Origin of the sequence: Janibacter anophelis NBRC 107843, from assembly GCF_001570945.1 — a bacterium.
Classification (GTDB): domain Bacteria; phylum Actinomycetota; class Actinomycetes; order Actinomycetales; family Dermatophilaceae; genus Janibacter; species Janibacter anophelis.
On record NZ_BCSQ01000024.1, the window covers coordinates 1 to 21,576 of the forward strand.

19 protein-coding genes and 3 tRNA genes are annotated in these 21,576 nt (G+C 70.7%); 9 read left to right on the plus strand and 13 right to left on the minus strand.

The features are described from left to right. Positions 1 to 150 precede the first annotated feature (150 nt). The 3 genes from JAN01S_RS08050 to JAN01S_RS08060 form a co-directional block, all read right to left on the minus strand. The gene (locus JAN01S_RS08050) at positions 151 to 576 is read right to left on the minus strand and encodes a hypothetical protein (protein WP_068316376.1); all 426 of its coding nucleotides are present in this window, start codon (positions 574 to 576) and stop codon (positions 151 to 153) included. Between the two features lie 329 nt (positions 577 to 905). Then, entirely contained in the window at positions 906 to 2,021 is a 1,116-nt protein-coding gene (locus JAN01S_RS08055; protein WP_068316378.1) for a hypothetical protein, read from the minus strand. 6 nt (positions 2,022 to 2,027) lie between these two features. After that, positions 2,028 to 2,213, minus strand: coding sequence for a hypothetical protein (locus JAN01S_RS08060; RefSeq protein ID WP_068316380.1), 186 nt, complete (start codon positions 2,211 to 2,213; stop codon positions 2,028 to 2,030). Positions 2,214 to 2,303: 90 nt separating this feature from the next. Between JAN01S_RS08060 and JAN01S_RS08065 the strand changes: the two genes are divergently transcribed. Further along, on the plus strand, positions 2,304 to 3,188 hold the full coding sequence (locus JAN01S_RS08065) for an NrtR DNA-binding winged helix domain-containing protein (RefSeq protein WP_068316383.1): 885 nt from the start codon (positions 2,304 to 2,306) through the stop codon (positions 3,186 to 3,188). 299 nt (positions 3,189 to 3,487) lie between these two features. Here JAN01S_RS08065 and JAN01S_RS08070 read toward each other — a convergent pair whose 3' ends face one another. Genes JAN01S_RS08070 through JAN01S_RS16620 form a run of 5 tightly spaced genes read right to left on the minus strand, consistent with a single transcriptional unit; the run spans position 3,488 to position 7,124 of the window. Beyond that, positions 3,488 to 5,125 (minus strand): polyamine aminopropyltransferase, encoded by a 1,638-nt coding sequence (locus JAN01S_RS08070; protein ID WP_068316386.1) that lies wholly within the window; start codon positions 5,123 to 5,125, stop codon positions 3,488 to 3,490. Positions 5,126 to 5,142: 17 nt separating this feature from the next. Further along, a complete protein-coding gene (locus JAN01S_RS08075; RefSeq protein WP_205353154.1) occupies positions 5,143 to 5,562 on the minus strand; it encodes a DUF350 domain-containing protein in 420 nt (139 codons plus the stop codon). A gap of 13 nt (positions 5,563 to 5,575) precedes the next feature. Then, entirely contained in the window at positions 5,576 to 6,070 is a 495-nt protein-coding gene (locus JAN01S_RS08080) for a DUF4247 domain-containing protein (protein WP_068316391.1), read from the minus strand. After that, the gene (locus JAN01S_RS08085; RefSeq protein WP_068316393.1) at positions 6,067 to 6,582 is read right to left on the minus strand and encodes a DUF2617 family protein; all 516 of its coding nucleotides are present in this window, start codon (positions 6,580 to 6,582) and stop codon (positions 6,067 to 6,069) included. The genes JAN01S_RS08080 and JAN01S_RS08085 overlap by 4 nt, the downstream gene beginning before the upstream one ends. Continuing rightward, positions 6,579 to 7,124: a DUF4178 domain-containing protein gene (locus tag JAN01S_RS16620; protein ID WP_169797188.1), complete on the minus strand. Its 546-nt coding sequence runs from the start codon at positions 7,122 to 7,124 to the stop codon at positions 6,579 to 6,581. The genes JAN01S_RS08085 and JAN01S_RS16620 overlap by 4 nt, the downstream gene beginning before the upstream one ends. Positions 7,125 to 7,295: 171 nt before the next feature. Between JAN01S_RS16620 and JAN01S_RS08095 the strand changes: the two genes are divergently transcribed. Further along, entirely contained in the window at positions 7,296 to 8,552 is a 1,257-nt protein-coding gene (locus tag JAN01S_RS08095) for an NAD(P)/FAD-dependent oxidoreductase (protein ID WP_068316397.1), read from the plus strand. Between the two features lie 154 nt (positions 8,553 to 8,706). Then, entirely contained in the window at positions 8,707 to 9,825 is a 1,119-nt protein-coding gene (locus tag JAN01S_RS08100) for an acyltransferase family protein (RefSeq protein WP_068316400.1), read from the plus strand. Between the two features lie 2 nt (positions 9,826 to 9,827). On the opposite strand, the gene JAN01S_RS08105 is transcribed toward JAN01S_RS08100, so the two are convergent. Continuing rightward, positions 9,828 to 10,499 carry a DUF6891 domain-containing protein gene (locus tag JAN01S_RS08105; protein ID WP_068316403.1) on the minus strand — a complete coding sequence of 224 codons (672 nt, stop codon included), beginning with the start codon at positions 10,497 to 10,499 and terminating at the stop codon, positions 9,828 to 9,830. Positions 10,500 to 10,563: 64 nt separating this feature from the next. Continuing rightward, positions 10,564 to 11,820: a DUF445 domain-containing protein gene (locus JAN01S_RS08110; RefSeq protein WP_068316409.1), complete on the minus strand. Its 1,257-nt coding sequence runs from the start codon at positions 11,818 to 11,820 to the stop codon at positions 10,564 to 10,566. Between the two features lie 40 nt (positions 11,821 to 11,860). Here JAN01S_RS08110 and JAN01S_RS08115 point away from each other — a divergent pair, with 40 nt between their 5' ends. The 6 genes from JAN01S_RS08115 to JAN01S_RS08140 all read left to right on the plus strand — a co-directional run bounded on the left by JAN01S_RS08115 (position 11,861) and on the right by JAN01S_RS08140 (position 17,058). Further along, complete coding sequence (locus tag JAN01S_RS08115; RefSeq protein ID WP_068316412.1) at positions 11,861 to 13,297, plus strand: GuaB1 family IMP dehydrogenase-related protein; 1,437 nt, start codon at positions 11,861 to 11,863, stop codon at positions 13,295 to 13,297. A gap of 4 nt (positions 13,298 to 13,301) precedes the next feature. Next, positions 13,302 to 14,351, plus strand: coding sequence for a PHP domain-containing protein (locus JAN01S_RS08120; RefSeq protein WP_068316415.1), 1,050 nt, complete (start codon positions 13,302 to 13,304; stop codon positions 14,349 to 14,351). A gap of 105 nt (positions 14,352 to 14,456) precedes the next feature. Then, positions 14,457 to 14,529: transfer RNA gene (locus JAN01S_RS08125), tRNA-Glu, on the plus strand. A gap of 30 nt (positions 14,530 to 14,559) precedes the next feature. Continuing rightward, positions 14,560 to 14,633: transfer RNA gene (locus JAN01S_RS08130), tRNA-Asp, on the plus strand. A 26-nt stretch (positions 14,634 to 14,659) separates the two neighbouring features. Then, positions 14,660 to 14,733, plus strand: a tRNA-Phe gene (locus JAN01S_RS08135). Between the two features lie 162 nt (positions 14,734 to 14,895). Next, a complete protein-coding gene (locus JAN01S_RS08140) occupies positions 14,896 to 17,058 on the plus strand; it encodes a glycosyltransferase family 4 protein (protein WP_068316417.1) in 2,163 nt (720 codons plus the stop codon). Positions 17,059 to 17,067: 9 nt separating this feature from the next. On the opposite strand, the gene JAN01S_RS08145 is transcribed toward JAN01S_RS08140, so the two are convergent. The 3 genes from JAN01S_RS08145 to JAN01S_RS08155 all read right to left on the minus strand — a co-directional run bounded on the left by JAN01S_RS08145 (position 17,068) and on the right by JAN01S_RS08155 (position 21,551). After that, on the minus strand, positions 17,068 to 19,188 hold the full coding sequence (locus JAN01S_RS08145) for an acyltransferase family protein (protein WP_068316420.1): 2,121 nt from the start codon (positions 19,186 to 19,188) through the stop codon (positions 17,068 to 17,070). Beyond that, positions 19,185 to 20,285 carry a non-hydrolyzing UDP-N-acetylglucosamine 2-epimerase gene (wecB, locus tag JAN01S_RS08150; protein ID WP_068316423.1) on the minus strand — a complete coding sequence of 367 codons (1,101 nt, stop codon included), beginning with the start codon at positions 20,283 to 20,285 and terminating at the stop codon, positions 19,185 to 19,187. The genes JAN01S_RS08145 and wecB overlap by 4 nt, the downstream gene beginning before the upstream one ends. 75 nt (positions 20,286 to 20,360) lie before the next feature. After that, a complete protein-coding gene (locus JAN01S_RS08155) occupies positions 20,361 to 21,551 on the minus strand; it encodes a glycosyltransferase family protein (RefSeq protein ID WP_068316426.1) in 1,191 nt (396 codons plus the stop codon). Between the last annotated feature and the right edge of the window lie 25 nt (positions 21,552 to 21,576).

A 21,576-nucleotide genomic window follows, 5' to 3' on the forward strand; every position in this document is an offset into this window, starting at 1 on the left:
TTTCCTTGCCCGTGACCACCGGGGCCGGGCCCGCCGCGGCCGCCGCGGCCGGGACCGGTCGAACCTCCGCTGCCAGAGGCAGCGGTCTGGCCGGATGCTTGTTGTTGGTCCTGGCCCTGCTGGTGCAAGGTTGGTCATGTGGTCCGGCGTCTAGGCGTCGGCGAGCTCGACGAACGAGGCCCAAGATTGGCAGTCGAGGAAGTACGTCGTGGCGTTGCGCAGGGTGCTGATGCCTGCCAGCCCGCTGACGATGACGCACAGAAACAGGAACCAGTCAGGGAAGTCGAGGGGGCGACCGTGCCGGGGGACGGTCAGGTCGTTGTTAGGGAACTCTTCAGCGATCTCCCAAAACATCGGGGTGGTCAGGACGGCACGGATCTGCTCGCCGACGGAGGCGACCGCGGCCCGCTCACCGGTGCGCGGCTGAGCGAAGGACGTCCCGGATGCCGGGTCCTGGTCGACCTCTTCGAGGGGTAGGCCGAGCATCGCGGAGGCGGTGGCGCTGTCCATCCCGCGCACCGCCTCGGTGCCCGTACTCGCCCATGCATGGATCTCGGACCGGTCGAGCCAGGTCATGACGTGGCCCCGTCCGGTGGCCCGTCCGATGTCAGCTCGTAGGCGGAGTAGGCGGAGTAGGCGGAGTTGAGTCCCCGATAGTGGTGTAGCGCGGTCTGCGGGGATTGAGCGACCGGGCTCTCAACCTCGCATCGTCTGTGATGCTCCAGAGCCACCTCAGACTCGAGTGGCGGAGGACTGTCAGGCGTCCGCCCGAATGAGAGCTAGGCCGCCAGCTCTGAACGAACGGCTCAGGAAGTCGGCTGTCCCTTGGGGCGGGCGGCCAGTGGCGTCTTTCTGCTGAGGTGTGGTGGCCAGGCAGGTTGGACGACCTACCTGGTCACCACGTCCTAGGCTGCCGCCTGCGGGACAGGGGCAGCCAGTCGCAGTTTGGGCAGCGGGACGTCGTCCAGCGCTGGTGTGTCCCCTATCGCTTTCTGGAGGGCCCGGCGGTGCGCGACGGCGTCTCTGCGGGTGCTTCTGTCGTTGAGCACGCCGAGAGGGATGCCCTCTTTGATGAGCAGTTGGCTCCAGGGGCGGCCGCGCATGTGCGTGTCCGTGTCGCGGATTGCCGTGATTGAGCGATGGGCGGCCACACGGTACTCGTCGACCCGCCTGCGGATCTGCTCCACGTCCAGGCTCGACGCTCCGCCTCGTTGCTGCTTGACGGTCAGCATGAGGGTGACCCATCGGCTGAATGAGCGGAGCAGGTACGCCTCCAGGGCCACGAGGGTGGTCACGCGACGAAGGTCCATACGGAGGGCCTGCTTCGCGGCTGGCGCGGTGCGGAAAGCGAGTGTCTTCTGCACGTCGCTTAGCTCGATCAGGAGCTGTCGGTGCTGCGCCTTGAACAACTGTTCAGCGTGTGCGATGCGCTCCCAGTCGGTCTGAGAGACGGCGCCCGTGCGCAGGTATGACTCATAGACCTCGGTGTCGATCGTCTCGACCATGGCCAGAATCTGGCCCTGCTGTTCGCCGTGGAGGAACGCCTTCAGCTCCCCGACTTCGACGCTCAGGTCCTTGACCATGTCGGTCAGGCGGTCGATGGACGCCTGAAGGCACGCGATGGCGGCCATGATGGCCAAGGAGGCTGGGTCCACTGAGGTCTGGCCGACCACCTGGGAGGGGTCTACCTCTCGGATGCCCATGTTGGTGGCGAACTTGCCGTCCTTGCCCCACGCTGTCGCGTACTTGTATCCATCGGGACGCGTGTGGTGCTTCAACTGGTCCCAGACCGCGAAGTCCTCCGGGCACGCCTCGAAGTACCTCGCTGAGCCGCTCGACGCGCTGGTGCCTCCTGCCAGGTCCAGCAGTGGCCGGATGTGCTCCCATGCTTGCTGGCCGATGGGAATCCATCCTGGGACGTCGCCCTCGGCGTAGACGACCGCTTCCCGCTCGCCCGTCTGGACGATGAGCATCGGCGCGGAGCCAACGTTGTCGTCGAAGAAGTCCTCATCCGTGGCCATGGTCCCTCACTCCTCTGGGCTCTTGGCAGCGTCGGTGTCTTCCGGCGCATCGGTGCGCGACCGACGCTGCAGGGCCTCGGCAGCGATGACCCCGAGGCCGGCTCCAGCCGGTCCTCCGGTGACCAGCCCGAACGCGCCCGCAACCGCGTCCGTGCCGATCCGCTCCCAGTCCAGGTTCCCGGTATTGCTCATGGTGACTCCTTCAGCGAGTGATTTCGTAGGAACGCCTCTATTAGAGTGAGTTGGTAGGTATCTGTCAAGTACGTGTGGTACTAACGGTCTATGCCCACCTTGCCGATCACGGTTGTAGTCGCCCCCGTCTCTGCCGTCCCAGACGGCGACGGCGATCTTGTCCTGGCCGTATACCGACCGGGAGGGTCCTGGCTGAAGCGACGCCTAGAGGCCAGCCGCCCCGAGGAGGTTGCCCAGCAACTGCTCGTGGATGACGGGCCGCAACTCGTGAAGGACCTCACCGAGTGGCAGCCACGGCTGGAGCCGGTGCGTTTCGAGGTGCTACACGACGAGCTTCACTTGCTCTACACCGTGGCGGTGCCACTATCGGCACCTCTCCTCGACTCCGAGGGCCGGCTCCAGGACATCTCTGAATACAAGGACGACTGGACACGCTTGGGCCGGGCAGACGTGGCGGCGGACCCCCTGGCGGGCCTCACCCGCGAACACTGGCGCCGAAATTTGCAGGAGACGGATGCCGTCCTGAGTCTCCTGCCGAAGTACTTCACGTCACCGCAGGCACGCTCCATCTACGAGAGCCTCTGGGGCAAAGAGCTCGACCCAGGCAACTTCACCAAATGGATGGTCCAGCAGAACCGCATGTGCGAGGTTGTCGAGGATGCCGAGCTCAGCATCCGTGGCGAGCTCGACGCATTCGCCGCGACCCGACTCGCCCGTGGACGCGGCCTTGCCGGAGTCTCTCTGGCTAAAGCGGTCCCCCAAAGCATGATCGGGGTCAGTCCGTTCATCATCGCTGCCGGGGTGCTGGGCGCCCCGCTGGGCACGGCCGTGGGAGCCGCCGCAGCCGGGTTGGTTGCTTACCAGGCCAAACCGCAGCCCGGGCGGCGTCCCGCCTGGTACACCGCGCGACGAGACCCCAGCCACGGGCACGTCCTCAAGCACGTATATGTGCCTCGCCCCGTGTGGCGTCATTAAGCGATGGGCGGGCGAGGTCGGGTCTACCGGCTCTAGGGGCGCGGGGCTGACTCTCTTTCACGCGCATCGCGTCCGCAAGCTTGGACGCACCGCGTTACTCAACTCCCGGATCCGCGTTACAGCCCTTGAATCGCCCGGACCCTGACCGGCCGAGACAGACTTTTCCGCGGGACCCTAGAGGCCCCTGGATGGTGGTACCGGGTGCGGCACCCCGAGGGAACATTCTTGGGGAGGATACGCGGCTCCCGCCGACGGGGTGCGCGCACCCGCTTGTCCGGGACGGCACCGCGGCCGGCCTCTCAGTAGCCCACCCACCCGCGGCGCTCGTAGTCGAGGATGACCGGGTCGAGGAGCGTCGAGACGTCCACCTCGCGCTGGCTGCGGTCCGGGGGGAAGGTCGCCGCCGCGTCGAGCACCTCGTCGGTGGCGAAGCGCAGGCCCTCGGGCCGCTCCTGCGGCAGCGCCAGGTCGGGCGTCGCGCCCTCGGCGGCCAGGACGAAGCCCCACTCCCCGAACGACGGGACGGAGGCGTGGTACGGCACGGTGTGCAGCCCCGCCGAGGCCACCGTCGTGTCGACGCACCAGAAGGCGTCGGGCGCGAAGAAGGGGCTGCCGGACTGCACGGTAAGGCGACCACCGTCGGCGAGCAGCCCGCGCAGGAGGGAGTACATCTCCACGCTGTAGAGCTTCGCCGTCGCCGTCGAGTCGGGGTCAGGGAAGTCGGCGATGATGACGTCGTACTCGTCGGGGCGAGCGCCCCCCTTCGCGCTGCTGGAGTGCTCACGTGCCCAGGTGAAGGCATCGGCGGCGACGTGCTCGACCCTCGGGTCGGCGAAGGAGTTGTCGGTCAGCTCGCGCAGCGGCTCGTACGTGCGCGCGAGGTCGACGACGGCTGGATCGAGGTCGACGAGGGTGACCTCCTCGACGTCGTCGTAGCGCAGGACCTCACGCAGGGCGAGCCCGTCCCCGCCACCCAGGACGAGCACGCGGGCGTGCCCGCCGCGCATCGCGGGGTGGACGAGCATCTCGTGGTAGCGGTACTCGTCGATCGACGAGAACTGCAGGTCGCCGTCGAGGAAGAGCCTCATGTCGCTGCTCTCCGGGCCGAAGATCGCCCCCTCGGTGACCACGATGGACTGGTACCGGGACCGCTCCGCATGGACGATCGGGTCGCGGTAGAGCGCTTGGCGAGCGGTCACCTCGAAGTCGTCCGCACGCGCCGCCATCGTCACGAGCATGACCCCGGTCAGGGCCGTGGCGACGGTGACGAGGGCGACGCGGGGGCCCGGACGGGTCGCCCTCGTGGCCAGCGCGAGGCCGACGACCCACGCGGCCACGACGTTGAGTGCGGCGACGAGGAGCATGCCGTCCAAGAGGCCGGCCATTGGCAGCAGGACGAAGGGGAAGGCCAGTCCGCCGACAAGGGCCCCGACGTAATCGATGGCGTTGATGTCGGCCACGGCCTCCGAGGCGCGCTGCCGGCGCAGGCGCTGCATGAGCTCCATGAGGAGCGGGATCTCCGCCCCGACCAGCCCGCCGATGAGGAGGCAGACGACGACCATCGCCGGGGTGTAGAGGTGCAGCCAGGCGAAGGCGGCATACAGCAGGGGCACGCTGAGCCCGCCGACGACGGCGAGGGCCAGCTCCACGGCGACGAATGCCCTGACCGGACGCCGCGTGAGCGGCTTGGCGGCCATCGCCCCGATCCCCATCGCGAAGAGGGTCACCGAGATGACGATCGAGGTCTGGGTGATCGAGCTCCCGAGGAGGTAGGTGCCCAGGGCCACGAGCGCGAGCTCGTAGACCAGACCGCAGGCGGCACAGACGAAGACGGCGGCGAGGACGACCAGTCGGACCACCCGGTTGCCGAGCCGCAACCGCGCGCCGCCCGGCCGCGTCCCCCCTTCGCTCGTCTCCACGCCCTCGCTCGTGGTCATGATCGTTCGGGTGCCCGTCAGGACAGGGAGGCGACGACGATCAGGCCGATCGTCAGCTGGGTCGCCACGGCGACCCACACCGCCGGGTCCTGGTGCTCATCGGCGATGATCTCGCCGAGGCGACCCGGGGTGACCAGGTCGAGCACGACGAGGGAGATCGCGAGGAGTGCCACACCGAGCAGTCCGTAGACCAGGGCGTTGACGAGGCTCATCAGGTCGTCATCGGTGGTCACCCAGATCGCCATGGCGACGATCATGCCCAGCGCGAGCAGTGACGACGCCAGCACGAGCGCGGCATCACGGTTGCGCGCCACGAAGACGTGGTGGCCGAGCCGACCCGGCGTCACCAGGTCGACCATGTAGTAGCCGGCCACGAGGACCCCCATCCCCACGGCCGCGAAGGCCAGGGTCGAGAGCACGTCCATCATCAGGTCCATCATCGGTGTCCCTTCACTTTCCGTAACCTCCGCCGCCGCCGCGGAAGGAGCTGCCTCGGTGGTGGTACCAGGGGCCGACGTGGCCCGCGTGGCGTCGATAGCCCTCGTCGAACTCGGTCACCTCGATCTGCGTCTGCCCGCCCGACGGGTAGACGCAGATCAGCCAGTCGTCGTCGTAGCGCAGGTAGTGGACGTCCTGCGGGTCGGCGCCAGTCGGGCTGGACAGCGACGTGGTCGTGGCCGACCCCCGCTGCCTCTCGTCGGGCCTGGTGCCGGCCACCACCGCGGCGAGCACGGAGTCGACGTCGTCCGAGGACGAGTAGACGACGGGCCCCTCGTCCGGGTCGTCGCCGCTCACGTGGGTGTAGTGCTCGCGCACCCACTCGTGGGGGTCCGTGGTGACCGCGGACACGGCCATCGGGATGGCGAGGAGGGAGCAGATGACGGCGATGACCACTGCCACGCCGGCGATGCAGCCCCAATTCGTGCTGGAGGTCTGTCCGTTCACGGGTTCTCCTTCGCGTCGCTGGACGTGGTCGACGTCGTGACGAGCTCCCCGGTCTGCGGGTAGGCGTGCCAGGTCCGCCACGAGATCGTGCCGGGTGTCGGCTCGTCCGCGAGGAGGGCCGTCACCGCGTGCGGGTCGCCGGGGAAGGCACCGATGACGGCGCGCGGCTCCTCGGCGAGGTCGGTCAGGAGGGCGTCGACCGCTCGACGCAGCTGCGCTCCGTCGAGCCGCTCGACGCGGGAGGTGAGGACGTAACCGCCGACGCCGACGCGCTCCGGGAGGGCGTCGGCACCCGGGAGGCCGCAGGCGACGGTCTCCGACAGGAGGGTGCGCGCTCCGTCGCGCACGAGGACCTGGTGCGAGGCGCCGAGGACGCGCAGCACCAGGGCGCGACCGTCGTCGAGCCCGATGGTCTGCTCGGCGAGCGCCGGCTGCTCGGGCAGACCCAGAGCCCATCCCAGGCCGGCCGCCGACACATCGGCAAAGGGCACGTGGATCCGGGTGATGGTCATGCGCCCGCTCCCGGGCGGATCGTCAGCTCGGACGGTGGCACGACCTGACCCAGGTGGACCTCCCACTCGTCGCCGAAGCGCTCGCAGCCGAGGAGCTGTCCGCCGTCTGCGTGGTAGTCCACCCAGTCCGCGGAACCGCTCGCAGCCGTGCCGGTCGAGCCGACTGCCGTGAAAGATGCCGTCCCGCGCTCGTCGAGGCGGTAGGTCACTCCCCCGACACCGAGCTCGGGGTCGCCGACGCTGCCGCTCTCGAGCTGTCCGCCGGGGAGCTCGTACCAGAAGGTGACGGGTGAGGCGGCGTCCGACTCGACACCGACCCAGCAGCGCGTGCCCTGCCCGTCGGCGACGATCAGCTCGGTCCACCGCGAGCCGTCCTCCATGAGGTCCAGACGGCCCAGCACGGTCAGCTCGTAGTCACCCCACAGGACGACACCGCCCTGCTGGAGACCTTGCAGGGCAACAACTTTCGCGTGATCCGGGGACGCCGCCAACGCCGGCGCGTCGCCGTTGCTCGCCTCGCGGCGGCTCCATGGCCAGCGCACGTCAAGGTCCCCCTCCGTTGTCGTCCCGGGGCCGGACACTACACGGCAGGCGCCCGGGCTGCTGGCGGGGCGGGCGTCGGGACCGTGACGGCTTTGCCCCCACGACGTGATCTGGGGCACAGTGGGTTGGATGCCCGCGGAGACCCTGCGGGCCACGTCAGAGAGGACGCCATGAGCAGCCAGGACACCACTCCCTCCAAGGTCGCCGTCGTCGGCGCCGGCATGGTCGGGCTCTCGACCGCCTGGTTCCTGCAGGAGCACGGCGTCGAGGTCGAGGTCTTCGACCGTGAGGGCGTCGCGGCCGGCTCGTCCTGGGGCAATGCCGGCTGGATCACCCCGGGCATCTCCACCCCCCTCCCCGACCCCGCAGTCCTCTCCTACGGCATCAAGGCGGTCATCTCGCCCGCGTCCCCGGTGTACGTGCCCGTGACGACCGACCCCCGGCTGCTCACGTTCCTCGCGGCCTTCACCCGCAACAGCACGATGCGCCGGTGGAGTCGCTCGATGCGGGCGCTCGTCCCGATCAACGGGCACGCGCTGCCCGCCTTCGACGACCTGGCCGCGGGCGGGGTGAGCGCCCCGGCGCACGAGGCGCACTCCTTCATCGCCGGGTACGAGACCCGCGCGGAGACCGAGTTCCTGCTCACCGAGTTGCAGCACATCGCCGAGTCCGGGCAGGACGTCGGCTTCGAGGAGCTGACGGGCGACCAGGTCCGCGAGGCCGAGCCGACCTTTTCCGAGCGGATCGGCGCCGGCATCCGCCTGCTCGGGCAGCGCTACCTCAACCCCGGCGAGTACGTCGCCGCCCTGGCCGACTCGGTGCGCGCCCGCGGCGGCAAGATCCACGAGGGCTCGCGCGTCACCGGCGTCACCGACGAGCGCACCGGGGTGCGCCTGGCGATCGCCCAGTCGGGCACCCAGACCTTCGACCACGTCGTCATCGCCAACGGCACGTGGCTCGACCAGCTCGCGCGCCCCTTCGGCGTGCGCATGCACGTGCAGGCCGGGCGCGGCTACAGCTTCAGCGTGCCGATCGAGCACACCCCCAAGGGCCCGGTCTACCTGCCCTCGCAACGCGTGGCCTGCACTCCGCTCGGGGACCGGCTGCGCGTCGCCGGGATGATGGAGTTCCGCCCGCCGGAGGCGCCGCTCGACGAGCGCCGCATCGACGCGATCGTCGACGCCAGCCGCCCCTACCTCTCCGGCGTCGACCTCGACGACCGGCAGGACGAGTGGGTCGGCTCCCGCCCCTGCACCTCCGACGGCCTGCCGCTCATCGGCGCCACGACCTCCCGCCGCGTGCACGTCGCCGGCGGCCACGGCATGTGGGGCATGACCCTCGGCCCGGCCACCGGGCGCCTGCTGGCGGGGTCCATCGTGACCGGACGGCCGGCCCCCGAGCTCACCCCCTTCGACCCCCTGCGCTGACGGCAGCGACGCCGTCGGCGAGCGCGCATCTCCCCGGGGAAATGCGCAGGTGAGCGCGCATTTCCTTAGGGAGATGCGCGGTCTGGCGGGGGCGTGAGATGGTCAACACCGCCTCGACGTGCCCCGCCGTTATCGTTCCGTTACGGTCGAAGGGATGTCCTCCGCACCCATCGGCACCCTGCTGTCCAGCCGCGACAACTCGCTCAACGCGGTCCGCCTCGGCCTCGCCGCGGCGGTGATCCTCGCGCACTCCTGGCCGCTCGGCGGCTACGGCGCGAGCGCATGGGAGCGCCTCGGCGCGGTGGGTGTCAACGGGTTCTTCGCGCTGTCCGGCTTCCTCATCGCCGGCAGCCGCCTCCGAGGCGGCTTCCCGCGCTACATCTCGCGGCGGGCCCGGCGGATCTTCCCCGGCTTCTGGGCCTGCCTGGCGATGATCGGCTTCGTCTTCGCCCCGCTCGGCGGCCTCATCGGCGGCCACGGGTGGAACCCCGCGCAGTCGCTGTCCTACGTCCTCGACAACGCGACGCTCGTCATGACCAATCCGGCCATCGGCGGCACCCTCGCCGGCGCGCCCAACCCGGGCATGTGGAACGGCTCGCTCTGGACGCTCATGTACGAGTTCGCCGCGTACCTGCTCTGCGGCGCCGCGCTCGGCATCGTCTGGGTCCGCCGCCACCTCGCCCTCTCGGCGGCCGCCGCGACGCTCGCCCTGCCCGTCCTCAGCTGGTGGGTCGGCGACCTGTCCGGCGCCGCGCACATGATCACGAGCGCGTTGCGCCTGTTCTCCTTCTTCGCCGTCGGCGTGCTCGCCTACGCCCTGCGCGACCACGTCCGCACGACGACGCCGCTGGCGATCGCCGCGGTGGGCGTCGTCGCGGCGCTCGGCATCACCTCCGAGACCGCGCTCAACCTGCTCTCCCCGATCCCCCTGACCTACGCGCTGCTGCACATCGGTGGCACGTGGCGCACGTCGATCGCGGCGAAGGAGGACGCTTCCTACGGCCTCTACGTCTATGGCTGGCCGGTGCAGCAGGTGCTCGGCATGGTCGGCCTCGGTGCGCTCGTCCCGGCTCCGGTCTTCGGCCTGGTCTCCTTCGCGTGCACCCTCCCCTTCGCCATCGCGTCGTGGCGGCTCGTCGAGCGCCCGGCGATGCGCGCCAAGCTGCCGAGCCTGCGCGGCCGCCCGACCGGCGACCTGCACCCGGCCGAGGTGCCGGTCCGGACGCCCAGCCGTGCGGGCCGGGAGCACGCCGGATTGACCGTCGGCCGCTGAGGTCAGTCCCCGGGGCGCTCCCCGGGCATCGGGTACCAGCGCAGGTCCTCGAGGGTGATCGTGCTCTGCCCCGAGCCGTCCCACGTCGGCCGCAGGCCCTGCTCCTCGAGCGCCGCGACGACCCGTCGCCCGATGGCCTCGTCCTCGGCGTACTTGCCTGCGGCAGTGGTGGACTCGTAGCGCGTGGCGGCGTAGCGCAGGTGCAGCGTGCCGGGACCGTCGGCGATGCGCTCGACGTCCTGGTGGTGGAAGAAGACATAGCCCTCGGCCGATCCGGCCGACTCGGCGGCGTAGTCATGGCCCTCCGCGTTGTCGTACCCCAAGGCTTCGAAGGCCGCGACGCCGCGCGCCCGCAGCTGCGCGAAGGCCGCCCGGAGCGTCGTCGACTGGTCCTCACCCGCGTGCTCGACGGCGAGGGCTGCCCGTCGGTCCCACTCCTCGCGGAGGATCGTCCGGCCGCGCTCCAGGGGGAAGCCCTCGGACGCGAGGTCGCGCGCGAGGTGGTCGAACTCCTCGAACGGCTCCGTGGCGGTCGCGAAGACGACCTGCGCCCGCTCGCGCAGCGAGTCCTCCATGTGGGCCAGGTCGTCGGGGTCGAGGTGGTTGTCCGGCGCCGCACCGGGAGCGGGGTCGGGGGTCGCGGCTCTGCCGCGCAGGCGGTCGAAGAGTCCCATGGTCGCCAAGGTAGTGACCACAGGCCCCACGACGAAGGGGGAGGGCTCCCCCCTTCGTCCCGCGTCAGGAGATGAGGACGGCGACGCTGTGGATCGCCAGGCCGGCGAGAGCGCCGACGACGGTGCCGTTGATCCGGATGAACTGCAGGTCGCGCCCGACGAAGAGCTCGATCCGCTCGCTCGCCTCGTCGGCGTCCCAGCGCTCGACGGTCACCGAGATGACCTCGGCGAGCTCGTCGCCATAGGTGTTGACGAAGAACGCGACGACCTCACCCAGGTGGGTCTCGAGGCGCTCCTGCCACTCGCGGTCGTGCGCGAGGTGGTCGGCGAGATGGGTGAGCAGGTCGTCGCCACGACGCCAGAAGTAGGACTCCCGATCGGCCATCGCGCCGGTGAGCGAGGTGCGCAGCGACTGCCACACGGCCACCGCGCTCGTCGGCACCTGCGGGTGGACGAGGAGCCGCTCCTTGAGCGCTTCGGCGCTCGCCATGACGTCGGGGTCGTGCTGCAGGTCGCTCGCGAGACGGGTGAGCAAGTCGTCCAGCGCCACCCGCGCGGGGTGGCGCGCGTCCGCACGCATCTCGGCGAGCCAGCCCAGGGCCTGGCGGTAGGTCCAGTCGATGACCTTGTCGTCGACCCACTCGGGCGTCCACCACGGCGCCTTGTCCCCGACGACCTGCTTGAAGAGGTGCGGGTTGTCGGCGAGCCACTGGCGCACCTCGTCGACGCCGAGGTCGACGAGGCCGGTGTGGTTGCCCCCTTCGACCACGCCCTCGAGGAGCGAGCCGAGGATCGGGCTGATCGGCTCCTGCGCCAGGCGCGGGAGCAGCAGCTGGCTGAGGAAGTCGTGGACGTCGTCGTCCTCGACCCGCGCCAGCGCCCGGGTGCCGCCACGCGCGATCTCCGTGAGCACCCGCTCGCGGTGGGCCGGTTCGGCGAGCCAGGCCCCGAGCCGCTCGGCGACGTGCGCCGCGGCGAGCCGGTCGCGGGCGATCTCCTCGGTGAGGAAGTTCTCCGTGACGAACTCCTGCAGGTTGCGCCCGAGCTCGTCCTTGCGCCGCTTGACCAGGGCCGTGTGCGGCACGGGAATGCCGAGCGGGTGGCGGAAGAGGGCCGTCACGGCGAACCAGTCCGCGAGCGCACCGACCATCGCCGCCTCCGCGGCGGTGTTGACGAAGCCCCAGACCCCGTCGTGGTCGAGGCGGAGGGTCGCGACGTAGATCAGCGCGGCGAGGACGAGCAGGCCGGTGGCCACGGCGCGCATGCGGCGCAGCCCGGCCCGGCGTCGGGCGTCGGCGGGGGTCTCCTGCAGGAAGCTCACGCCCCAGATCCTCCCCCATCGGGGCACCTAGACTCGTCACGTGGAGTTCCTCGACGGCCTGATGCCCCAGCACGACCTGACCTACGACGACGTCTTCATGGTGCCGCGGCGCAGCGACGTCGCGAGCCGCCACGAGGTCGACCTCACGACCAGTGACGGCACCGGCACGACGATCCCGCTCGTCGTCGCCAACATGACCGCGATCGCCGGTCGCCGCATGGCCGAGACCACCGCCCGGCGAGGCGGACTGACGGTCATCCCGCAGGACATCCCCGTCGACGTCGTCGCCGAGGTCATCGCCTGGGTCAAGGGACGCGACCTCGTCCACGACACCGCGATCACGCTTGAGGCGAGCACGACGACCGGCGAGGCCCTCGCCCTGATCAACAAGCGGGCACACGGTGCCGCGGTCGTCGTCGAGGACGAGCGGCCCGTCGGCATCGTCACCGAGCGCGACCTCGAGGGCGTCGACCGCTTCGCCCAGGTCCACGACGTCATGACGCCCGAGCCGATGACGCTGTCCGAGGACACCGACCCGCGGGCCGCCTTCGAGCAACTGCACCGCGCCCGGCGTCGGGTGGCGCCGGTCGTCGACGCGCAGGGCCGGCTCGTCGGCATCCAGACGAGGAAGGGTGCGGTGCGCGCGAGCATGTACACGCCCGCCCTCGACGGACAGGGGCGGCTGCGCATCGCCGCCGCGGTCGGGATCAACGGCGACGTCGGCGGCAAGGCGGCCGCGCTGCTCGAGGCCGGCGCCGACGTCCTCGTCGTCGACACCGCGCACGGCCACCAGGCCAAGATGCTCGACGCGCTCGCGGCCGTCCGGGCGCAGGACCCGCAGGTGCCCGTCGTCGCCGGCAACGTCGTCTCCGCGGCCGGCACCCGCGAACTCATCGAGGCGGGCGCCGACATCATCAAGGTCGGCGTCGGGCCGGGTGCGATGTGCACGACCCGCATGATGACCGCCGTCGGACGGCCGCAGTTCTCCGCCGTCCTCGAGTGCGCGGCGGCCGCCCGCGAGCTCGGCAAGCACGTATGGGCCGACGGCGGCGTGCGCCACCCGCGCGACGTGGCACTGGCCCTGGCGGCCGGCGCGAGCAACGTGATGATCGGCTCGTGGTTCGCCGGGACGCTCGAGTCGCCCGGCGACCTCGTCACCGACTCCGACGGGCGTCGCTACAAGGAGTCCTTCGGCATGGCCTCGGCGCGGGCGGTGCAGAACCGCACGGCGACCGACTCCCCCTTCGACCGGGCGCGCAAGTCGCTCTTCGAGGAGGGCATCTCCAACTCGCGGATGTACGTCGACCCGGCCGGCCCGGGCGTCGAGGACGTCATCGACGAGATCATCGGCGGCGTGCGCAGCTCGTGCACCTACGCCGGTGCGACCACCCTCGAGGAGTTCCACGAGCGGTCGCTCGTCGGTCTGCAGTCGACCGCCGGCTTCGCCGAGGGACGACCGCTGCACACCTCGTGGTGACGCGGTGAGGTCCCTCGAGCCGCTGCAGGCGCCCGTCGACCCCGTCGAGGCGCTGCGGCGCGTGGGATTCCTCCTCGAGCGCTCCCGGCAGCACAGCCGGCGCGTCGAGGCCTTCCGCGGCGCGGTCAAGGTCCTGCGCGGTCTGGACGAAGGGGAGGTCGCGCAGCGGGTCGAGGCGGGCACCATCACCGAGCTCGCCGGCATCGGGAAGTCGACGGCCGGCGTCATCGAGCAGGCCGTGCGCGGCGAGCTCCCGGCCTACCTGGCCACCCAGCAGGAGGAGCACGGCGGTCCTCTCGTCGAGGGCGGCGAGGACTACGTCGAGGCGCTCATCGGCGACTGCCACCTGCACTCCGACTGGTCCGACGGCGGCAGCCCGATCGACGAGATGGTGCTCACCGCCGTGGAGCTCGGCCAGGAGTGGATGGTCCTCACCGACCACTCGCCGCGCCTGCGGGTGGCCAACGGCCTGACGGCCGCGCGCCTGGTGCAGCAGTTGGAGCTGCTCGAGCGGATCGACGCCTCGCTCGGCGATGCCTTCACCCTCCTGTCCGGCATCGAGGTCGACATCCTCGACGACGGGGGGCTCGACCAGACCCCGGAGATGCTCGGCCGGCTCGACCTCGTGACGGCCTCGGTCCACTCGAAGCTGAAGATGGCCAAGGAGCCGATGACCCGGCGCATGGTCGCGGCCGTGGCCAACCCCCGGGTCAACGTCCTCGGGCACTGCACGGGGCGGCTCGTGACCGGCTCGCGCGGCACCCGTCCCCAGAGCGAGTTCGACGCGCGGGCCGTCTTCGAGGCCTGCGCCGAGCACGACGTCGCCGTGGAGATCAACTCGCGCCCCGAGCGGTGCGATCCGCCGGACGAGCTCATCGAGCTGGCCCTGGAGATCGGCTGCCTCTTCGCCGTCGACTCCGACGCGCACGCTCCGGGGCAGCTGGAGATGAAGGCCTACGGCGCCGAGCGGGCCCAGCGGCTGGGGGTGCCGCTCGACCGGATCATCACGACGTGGGACGCGCAACGACTGCGTGATTGGGCCCGCCCGGCCTGACTCCACCCTCGTTTTGGTGATCCGGGCCGAGTCTGCGTATGATTTCCGAGTCCTCGACGGATTCGGGTGCTGCCTGCTGCGTAGCGAGGGGGTTCTCGGAGACGGGTCCCCATCGTCTAGCGGCCTAGGACCCCGCCCTTTCACGGCGGTAGCACGGGTTCGAATCCCGTTGGGGATACGCACAAATGAATGTGCCTTGCACCATCAAGGCCCTGTAGCGCAGTTGGTTAGCGCGCCGCCCTGTCACGGCGGAGGTCGCGGGTTCGAGTCCCGTCAGGGTCGCTCGCTGGTCCGGTCAGGACCGGCTCGGCCAGGTAGCTCAGTTGGTACGAGCGTCCGACTGAAAATCGGAAGGTCGGCGGTTCGACCCCGCCCCTGGCCACCGGAGCCACGCACGCAAGGGCGCCACCGTCACGGTGGCGCCCTTCGTCGTGCCGGCGGGCCGGGCCACGTCGCGCCCCACCGGGCGTGCGAGGATCTGTGCGCCGGCACTGGCCCCTCGCGCCCCGCACGACCACCCTCCCGACGACGAAGGACGAGCACCTTGACCCCGATCGACCTGTCGAGCGTCAAGACCCAGGGCAAGCGCGCAGCGCGTGCCGCCTCTCGCGGGATCCCGCTCGACCGCGTCGCGGCGCTGCCCAACCATGGCGGCCGCGTCGGTCGCCGCGCGGTCCTTGCCCGGGCCCGTCGCCTCGCCCTCACCGGCGGTCGGCCGCAGGACGCCGTCGCGCTCCTCCGCACCCTCCCCGAGACGGCCCTCGGCGCCACGGGCCACGCCTTCCTCGCCAGCTGCCACCACCAGCTCGGTGCGAGGGAGACGGCACTGGTCGAGGCCGCGACGGCCCTCGACCTGCGACCGGACGCCGAGGCCCTCGGGGTCGTCATGTCCGTCGCCCAGAGCTCCGGCCACGAGCCGCTCGTCCGCCGGGTCAACGCCCTCGCGGCGACGACGACGCCTCGCCGCACCATCGACGCACAGCGCCTGCTCAGCACCTTCCGCTCCGACGTGCCGGCCGAGACCGACGCCTTCGTCGCCAACGCCGCGACGTGGACCGTCGACCACGACGCGAGCTGGCGGGCACGCATCAGCGCCGACACGCAGATCCACAGCACAGTCGGTCCGGAGGCCCAGCGCGCCGCGGCACTCGAGGTCGGTCTGCGGGGCGGCCCGGGCCTGCGCGTCGCCGTGCAGCACCTCCAGTCGGCCAGGGGGTGGGACGAGCTGCGGGAGCTGTGGCAACGCCTCGACCCCGCAGAGCTCGCCGCGGTGCCGCCTCACGTCTCCATCCGGGTCGCGGACCGGGCGCGTCGGGCCGGCTGGCTCGACACGGCTCAAGTGGTCGCCCAGCAGGTCATCGACACCACCGGTGACCGTCGGGCCCGGCTCATCCACGCCCGCGCCGCTGACGAGACCCAGATCGCGCACACCGGGTGGCCTGTCGACACCGCCATGGAGCAGCCGACCCACGCACCACGTCCCGGCACGGTCCTCGCGGTGCTCGCCCAGTCGTTGCCGCACCGCTCGGGCGGCTATGCCACCCGAGGGCACGGCATCCTCACGAGCCTGCAGACGATGGACTGGGACGTCCTCGCGGTCACCCGCCTGGGCTTCCCCTACGACTTCTGGCCGGCGGACGACCCCCGCGAGGTGCCCGAGCACGACGTCGTCGACGGCCTCACCTACCGGCGACTGCTGGAGCCGGACGAGCGCGCGTACCCCACGACCCCGATGGCGTCGTACATCGAGCGCTTCGCGACCCGCATCGAGGCGGTCGCCCGCGAGCACGGGTCGGCGCTGATCCAGGCCAGCAGCTTCCAGAACAACGGCTTGGCGGGCCTGCGCGCCGCCCGGCGCCTGGGCGTCCCCTTCGTCTACGAGATGCGGGGGCTGGAGGACCTGATGAAGGTCTCGCGAGACCCGGGGTTCGCCGAGACCGACGCGTACCGGTACATGACCGGACTCGAGCTGCACATCGTCCAGCAGGCCGACCTCACCTTCGTCATCACCGAGGCACTGCGCGAGGAGATGATCCGCCGCGGTGGCCCCGCCGACCGGATCGTGGTCCTGCCCAACGGCGTCCACGTCAACCAGTTCACCCCCCGGCAGCCCGACGAGGCACTCACCGACGAGCTCGGCCTGCGGGGCAGGACGGTGATCGGTTACGCCGGGTCGCTCGTCGACTACGAGGGGCTGGATCTGCTCCTGCAGGCCGCCGCCACCCTCAAGGCGACCCGTGACGACTTCGCGGTCATCATCGTCGGCGACGGCGCCCAGGAGGCCCGCCTGCACCGTCTGGCCCGTGAGCTCGACGTCCTCGACGTCGTGACCTTCACGGGCCGTGTCCCGCACGCGGAGGTCTCCCGCTACCTGTCGATCTTCGAGATCACCCCCTTCCCACGGCTGCCGCTGCCGGTCTGCGAGCTCATCAGCCCCATCAAGCCCTTCGAGGCCATGGCGATGGGCACCGCCTGCATCACCAGCTCGGTGGCCGCGCTAACGGAGATCGTCGAGCCCGACGTCCGTGGGCTCGTCTTCGACAAGGGCGATGCCGACGACCTCGCCCGGGCCCTCACCCGCTACCTCGACGACCCCGAGTTGCGCGCGACCATGGGCCGGCAGGCCCGTGAGTGGGTCCTTGCCGAGCGCGACTGGGCACAGGTGACCGCCATCATGGACGACGCCTATCGGCGCCTGCTCGGCTGAGGCGTCCGATCAGGGGACGTCGTCGACGGTGATCTGCGACGAGTCGCGCTCGGTGAGGTCGAGCCGGGCCAGCGACCGGTAGAGCATCGGCGTGAGACTGCGGACGTAGCTGGCCGTCACGTGGCTGCCCTGTCGGTACACGAGGGTCGTGCCGATGACCGGCGGGCACTGCTCGCCCGGTGGGCAGATCCACTGGTTCAGGTCGACGAAGGGTGCGTCCGTCGCCTCCGCCACATCCCGCAGGAGCGGCGTCCCCGTCCCGTCCCGACCCTCGTCCTTCGCCGGGAAGGCGCAGCGGGAGAAGTCCTCGGGGTTCTCCTCGACGCACGTGTACACGGGCTCGGACCCGGGACGCGGGGAGTCGGCGAGGACGACGACGTCGGTGCCCTGGTCCTGCAGCTCCTTCACGGCGGCCGTGCTGCCCTCGCGCAGGGTCTTGCCGTTGGGCGCGCCCTGGGAGACCAGTGCGATGTCCGGCGCACCCTCGTCGTCGAAGTGCGCACTGACGTTGCGGCCGAACTCGGCGCAGTCCGCCTCCTTGCTGTCGTGCGTGAAGGTGCAGGCGGACTTCAGGTACAGCTCGACCCGCCAGCCCTCCTGCTCGGCGATGGCGACGACCGCGGGGAACCACTGCCCCATCTTGGAGTCGCCCAGCAGGGCGATGGTCCGCTCCCCCTCGGGGTCGCCGTAGACGCAGGTCGTGTCGACCTCGGAGTCGCCGGGCTGGATCTGGCACTCGTCGTCGTAGTAGGCGGGGACGTCCTCGGGTGCCACGGCCGGGTCGGGGGTGACCTCCCCCGAGGTGGGCGTGACGGCCCCGACGTCCTGGCGCACCTCCCACGGATCCGCATCGGGCGAGGCGACGAGTGCGGTGGCCCCGTCGACCGGAGCAGCCTCGTCGAGCTTGGGCACGGAGGCCCAGACCGCCCCGCCCACCAACGCCGTGACGAGCATGGACGCGGCGCCGAAGAGCAGCCCGCGGGAGGCCTTCGCACTCAGTCCCGGGTGGAAGCGGACCGGGTCCTCGACCAGGTGCTTGGTCAACCACGCGAGCACGATCGACAGGATGCCGACGACGACGAGGTGACGGATGCGCACCTCGGGCCAGGCCGCCTTGGTGAGGATGATGAGCGGCCAGTGCCACAGGTAGATCGCGTAGGAGATGCCACCGATCCACACCATGGGGCCGATGCTCAGCAGCCGCGCGGTGACGGTGGCCTGGGTCGCGCACCCACCGGCGATGACCAGGGCGGCCCCGACGGTCGGCAGCAGCGCCCAGCCGCTCGGCCACGGCGTGCCCGAGCTGAGGAGGAAGGCCGAGCAGACGATCATCACCAGGCCGATGCCGGCGAGGGCCTCGGCCGCGATGCGGGGCAGGGAGGTCAGGCGCAGCACGAGGAAGGCGAGCAGCGCGCCGATCGCCAGTTCCCACACGCGGGTCGTCGTGTAGAAGTAGGCCGTGGCCGGGTCGCTCTCGGTGTGCAGCACCGAGTACACGAGCGAGGCCAGGGCGATGAGGGAGAGCAGCCCGAAGAGCAGCGGCTTGGGCCTGGCCCGCGTCCGCCGGGCGAGGAAGAGCCCGAGGATGATGACGAGTGGCCAGACGACGTAGAACTGCTCCTCGACCGACAGCGACCAGTAGTGCTGCAGCGAGGAGGGTGCCGCGTCCTCGGCGAGGTAGTCGACGGACCGGTAGGCCAGCGCCCAGTTGATGACGTAGAAGGTCGCGGCGATGACGTCGGTACCGAGGTTGGCCCGGTCCTGACCGGAGAGGACGAACCATCCGACGACCGCCGTGAAGACCAGGACGACCGAGGCCGCGGGCAGCAGGCGCCGGGCCCGTCGGGCGTAGAAGTCGGCGATCGAGATGCGACCGCTCTTGCTCGCCTCCCGCAGCAGCAGGGAGGTGATGAGGAAGCCGGAGATGACGAAGAAGACGTCGACGCCGACGAATCCGCCCGGCATGAAGGGGATGCCGACGTGGTACAGCAGGACGGTGCCGACGGCGACCGCCCGCAGCCCCTCGATGTCACCGCGGAGCTGCTTCTTCCCCTTCGCACCGTGCTGCGCCCCGGCGGCCGACTCCTTGGTGTCCTCCGTCGAGAGCGTGTCCCCCGGTCCGGCGGTCACGCCTCGTCTCGGCGCGAGGCGCCCACGGAGGCGGCGAGGACCTTGGCGATGCGCTCACCGGCGTGCCCGTCCCAGAGCGGCGGGGTGTCCCACTCGCTCAGGGGGCCCGTGGCGAGGACCTCACGGACGCGCTCGGGCAGGGACTCGCGGGTGACGAGCTGGTTGGTGCCGTGGGTGATCGTCACCGGACGCTCGGTGTTGGGACGAAGGGTGAGACACGGGACCCCGAGGATCGTCGTCTCCTCCTGGACACCGCCGGAGTCGGTGACGACCGCGGCGGCGCCGCGGACGAGACCCATGAACTCGAGGTAGCCGAGGGGATCGATGACCCGCATCTGCGGGTGGTCGAGGAAGCCGGCCTCCTCGAGCCGGGCCCGACCGCGCGGGTGGAGGGGGATGACGACCTGCGCCTGGTCGGCGACCGCGTGCATCGCGGCGACGAGCTGCTTGACGTCGTCGGGGTCGTCGACGTTGCCGGGGCGGTGGAGGGTCGCGACGACGTAGTCGCCCTCGATGCCGACCTCGGAGCGCACGGCCTCGGAGTCGAAGCGGTCCTTGTTCTTCAGCAGGGTGTCGATCATGGGGTTGCCGACGAAGTGGATGTTGTCGGGGTCGGTGCCCTCGTTGCCGAGGTGGCCGATCGCATCGGTGCTCGTCGTGAGCAGCAGGTCGGAGAGCTTGTCCGTGACGAGCCGGTTGATCTCCTCGGGCATCGTCATGTCGAAGGAGCGCAGCCCGGCCTCGACGTGGGCGAAGGTGATGCCCATCTTGGAGGCGACGAGCGCGGCCGCGACGGTGGAGTTGACGTCGCCGTAGACGACGACGAGGTCGGGGCGGCGCTCGGTGAAGAGCTCCTCCAGCGCCTCCATGACCTTGGCCGTCTGCGCGCCGTGGGCACCCGAGCCGACACCGAGGTTGACGTCCGGCTTCGGGATGCCGAGCTGGCGGAAGAAGATGTCGGACATCTTGTCGTCGTAGTGCTGGCCGGTGTGGACGAGCAGCTGCTCGACCTGGTACCTCGCCAGTCCCTCCAGGACCGGAGCCGCCTTGGGGAAGTTGGGACGTGCGCCGGTGACGTGTACGACAAGGGGAGCCATGTCTGCCCTTCGCTCGAGGAGTTGGTGCTGACCGTCGGTCAGTCTGGCACGAAATCCGGTGGCTCCCCGCATCCGTCAGCCGTAGGCCACCTGCGCCAGAACCTGCAGGGCCGCGCTCACGTGGTCGACCGGGGAGCGGTAGGTCAGCCGCTCCAGATCGAGCCGGCTCCCGGGCTCCACGATGCCCCAGACCGGGGTTCCGGACCCCTTGTAGTCACTGATCTTCGACGGGAGGAAGGGGTTGACACCGACCTCTGCCGGGGTGACCGCGTCGTTGACGAGCAGGCAGTCCATCTTGGTGCACAGGTTGAGGAACTCGAGGAACTGCGCGTACGGACGCACGACCATCGAGTCCCCCAGGGCGACGATCTCGGGGTCCTGCTGGAGCTGCGCGACCTTGTTGGTGAAGACGTGGACGGTCACCTTGGCGCGCAGCTGCGCCGGCATCGCGCCCAGGGCGTCGACGACGGTCTGCATCGAGCGGTTGGCGTAGAAGTTGCCGAAGTACCCGATGTGCTTGCGCCCCTCGGCGAGCTCGTACTCGCTGTCGACACGGTGGTAGTACTCGCGGGGCAGCGTCGGGTGCGGCGAGACGGTCGCCTTGGTCGCCGCGAGCTCCGCGAGCTGTGGGTCGTGGCAGCGCTCGAGCATGATGTCGCGCTGGTTGGGATTGGTGAAGATCAACTCGTCGGCCAGGACGAAGGGGAGCACCTCGGCCCACTCGAAGACGTTGTCCCCCGGCAGGTGGAAACCCCGGGCGGCGACGTCCCGACGCAGCTGGGCGCTCAGGGCGTTGTCGGTCACGTCGGCCCGTCGCACGCGGCCGAGGACGTCGTGCGAGAGCGGGTCCGAGAACTCAGCCGTCCAGCGCACCTCGGGACGCGCCAGCGCGTAGGCCGCTCCGAGGATGTGGGACGCGGAGAAGTGGGCGCGGCTGTACAACCGCTCGTACGGCCCCTGCTCCTCCTCCCACTCCAGCGCCTGGTCCAGGCCCAGGCGCGTGAAGGCCGTGACGGGACCCCACTTGGAGAAGTGCGTGGGGCTGGGGATCGCCGCGAAGCGGCGCACCAGCCCGCCACAGAGACTCAGCAGGCTGGGGTCGGGCGTGCGCACGCTGTCCATCGCGTTGTAGATGACGTCCACGGCCTGCCCCTGCTCACGCACACGCTTCGCGGCCACCACCGCGGCGGTGTCGCTGTAGGGCGGGAAACAGTAGGAGGCGACGAGAGTCGAGGCGCGGTGCGTCGCAGCGAACTCGGTCGGCATGGGCGCTATCGTGACACACCGGAGT

What these genes read in the sequence shown, in the direction of transcription:
- JAN01S_RS08155 (WP_068316426.1), bottom strand. Translation starts at nt 21,551, where the DNA reads ATGCCGACCGAGTTCGCTGCGACGCACCGCGCCTCGACTCTCGTCGCC.
- wecB (WP_068316423.1), bottom strand. Translation starts at nt 20,285, where the DNA reads ATGGCTCCCCTTGTCGTACACGTCACCGGCGCACGTCCCAACTTCCCC.
- JAN01S_RS08075 (WP_205353154.1), bottom strand. Translation starts at nt 5,562, where the DNA reads ATGGACCTGATGATGGACGTGCTCTCGACCCTGGCCTTCGCGGCCGTG.
- JAN01S_RS08105 (WP_068316403.1), bottom strand. Translation starts at nt 10,499, where the DNA reads ATGGGACTCTTCGACCGCCTGCGCGGCAGAGCCGCGACCCCCGACCCC.
- JAN01S_RS08085 (WP_068316393.1), bottom strand. Translation starts at nt 6,582, where the DNA reads ATGACCATCACCCGGATCCACGTGCCCTTTGCCGATGTGTCGGCGGCC.
- JAN01S_RS08100 (WP_068316400.1), top strand. Translation starts at nt 8,707, where the DNA reads ATGTCCTCCGCACCCATCGGCACCCTGCTGTCCAGCCGCGACAACTCG.
- JAN01S_RS08065 (WP_068316383.1), top strand. Translation starts at nt 2,304, where the DNA reads ATGCCCACCTTGCCGATCACGGTTGTAGTCGCCCCCGTCTCTGCCGTC.
- JAN01S_RS08050 (WP_068316376.1), bottom strand. Translation starts at nt 576, where the DNA reads ATGACCTGGCTCGACCGGTCCGAGATCCATGCATGGGCGAGTACGGGC.
- JAN01S_RS08060 (WP_068316380.1), bottom strand. Translation starts at nt 2,213, where the DNA reads ATGAGCAATACCGGGAACCTGGACTGGGAGCGGATCGGCACGGACGCG.
- JAN01S_RS08055 (WP_068316378.1), bottom strand. Translation starts at nt 2,021, where the DNA reads ATGGCCACGGATGAGGACTTCTTCGACGACAACGTTGGCTCCGCGCCG.
- JAN01S_RS08070 (WP_068316386.1), bottom strand. Translation starts at nt 5,125, where the DNA reads ATGACCACGAGCGAGGGCGTGGAGACGAGCGAAGGGGGGACGCGGCCG.
- JAN01S_RS08095 (WP_068316397.1), top strand. Translation starts at nt 7,296, where the DNA reads ATGAGCAGCCAGGACACCACTCCCTCCAAGGTCGCCGTCGTCGGCGCC.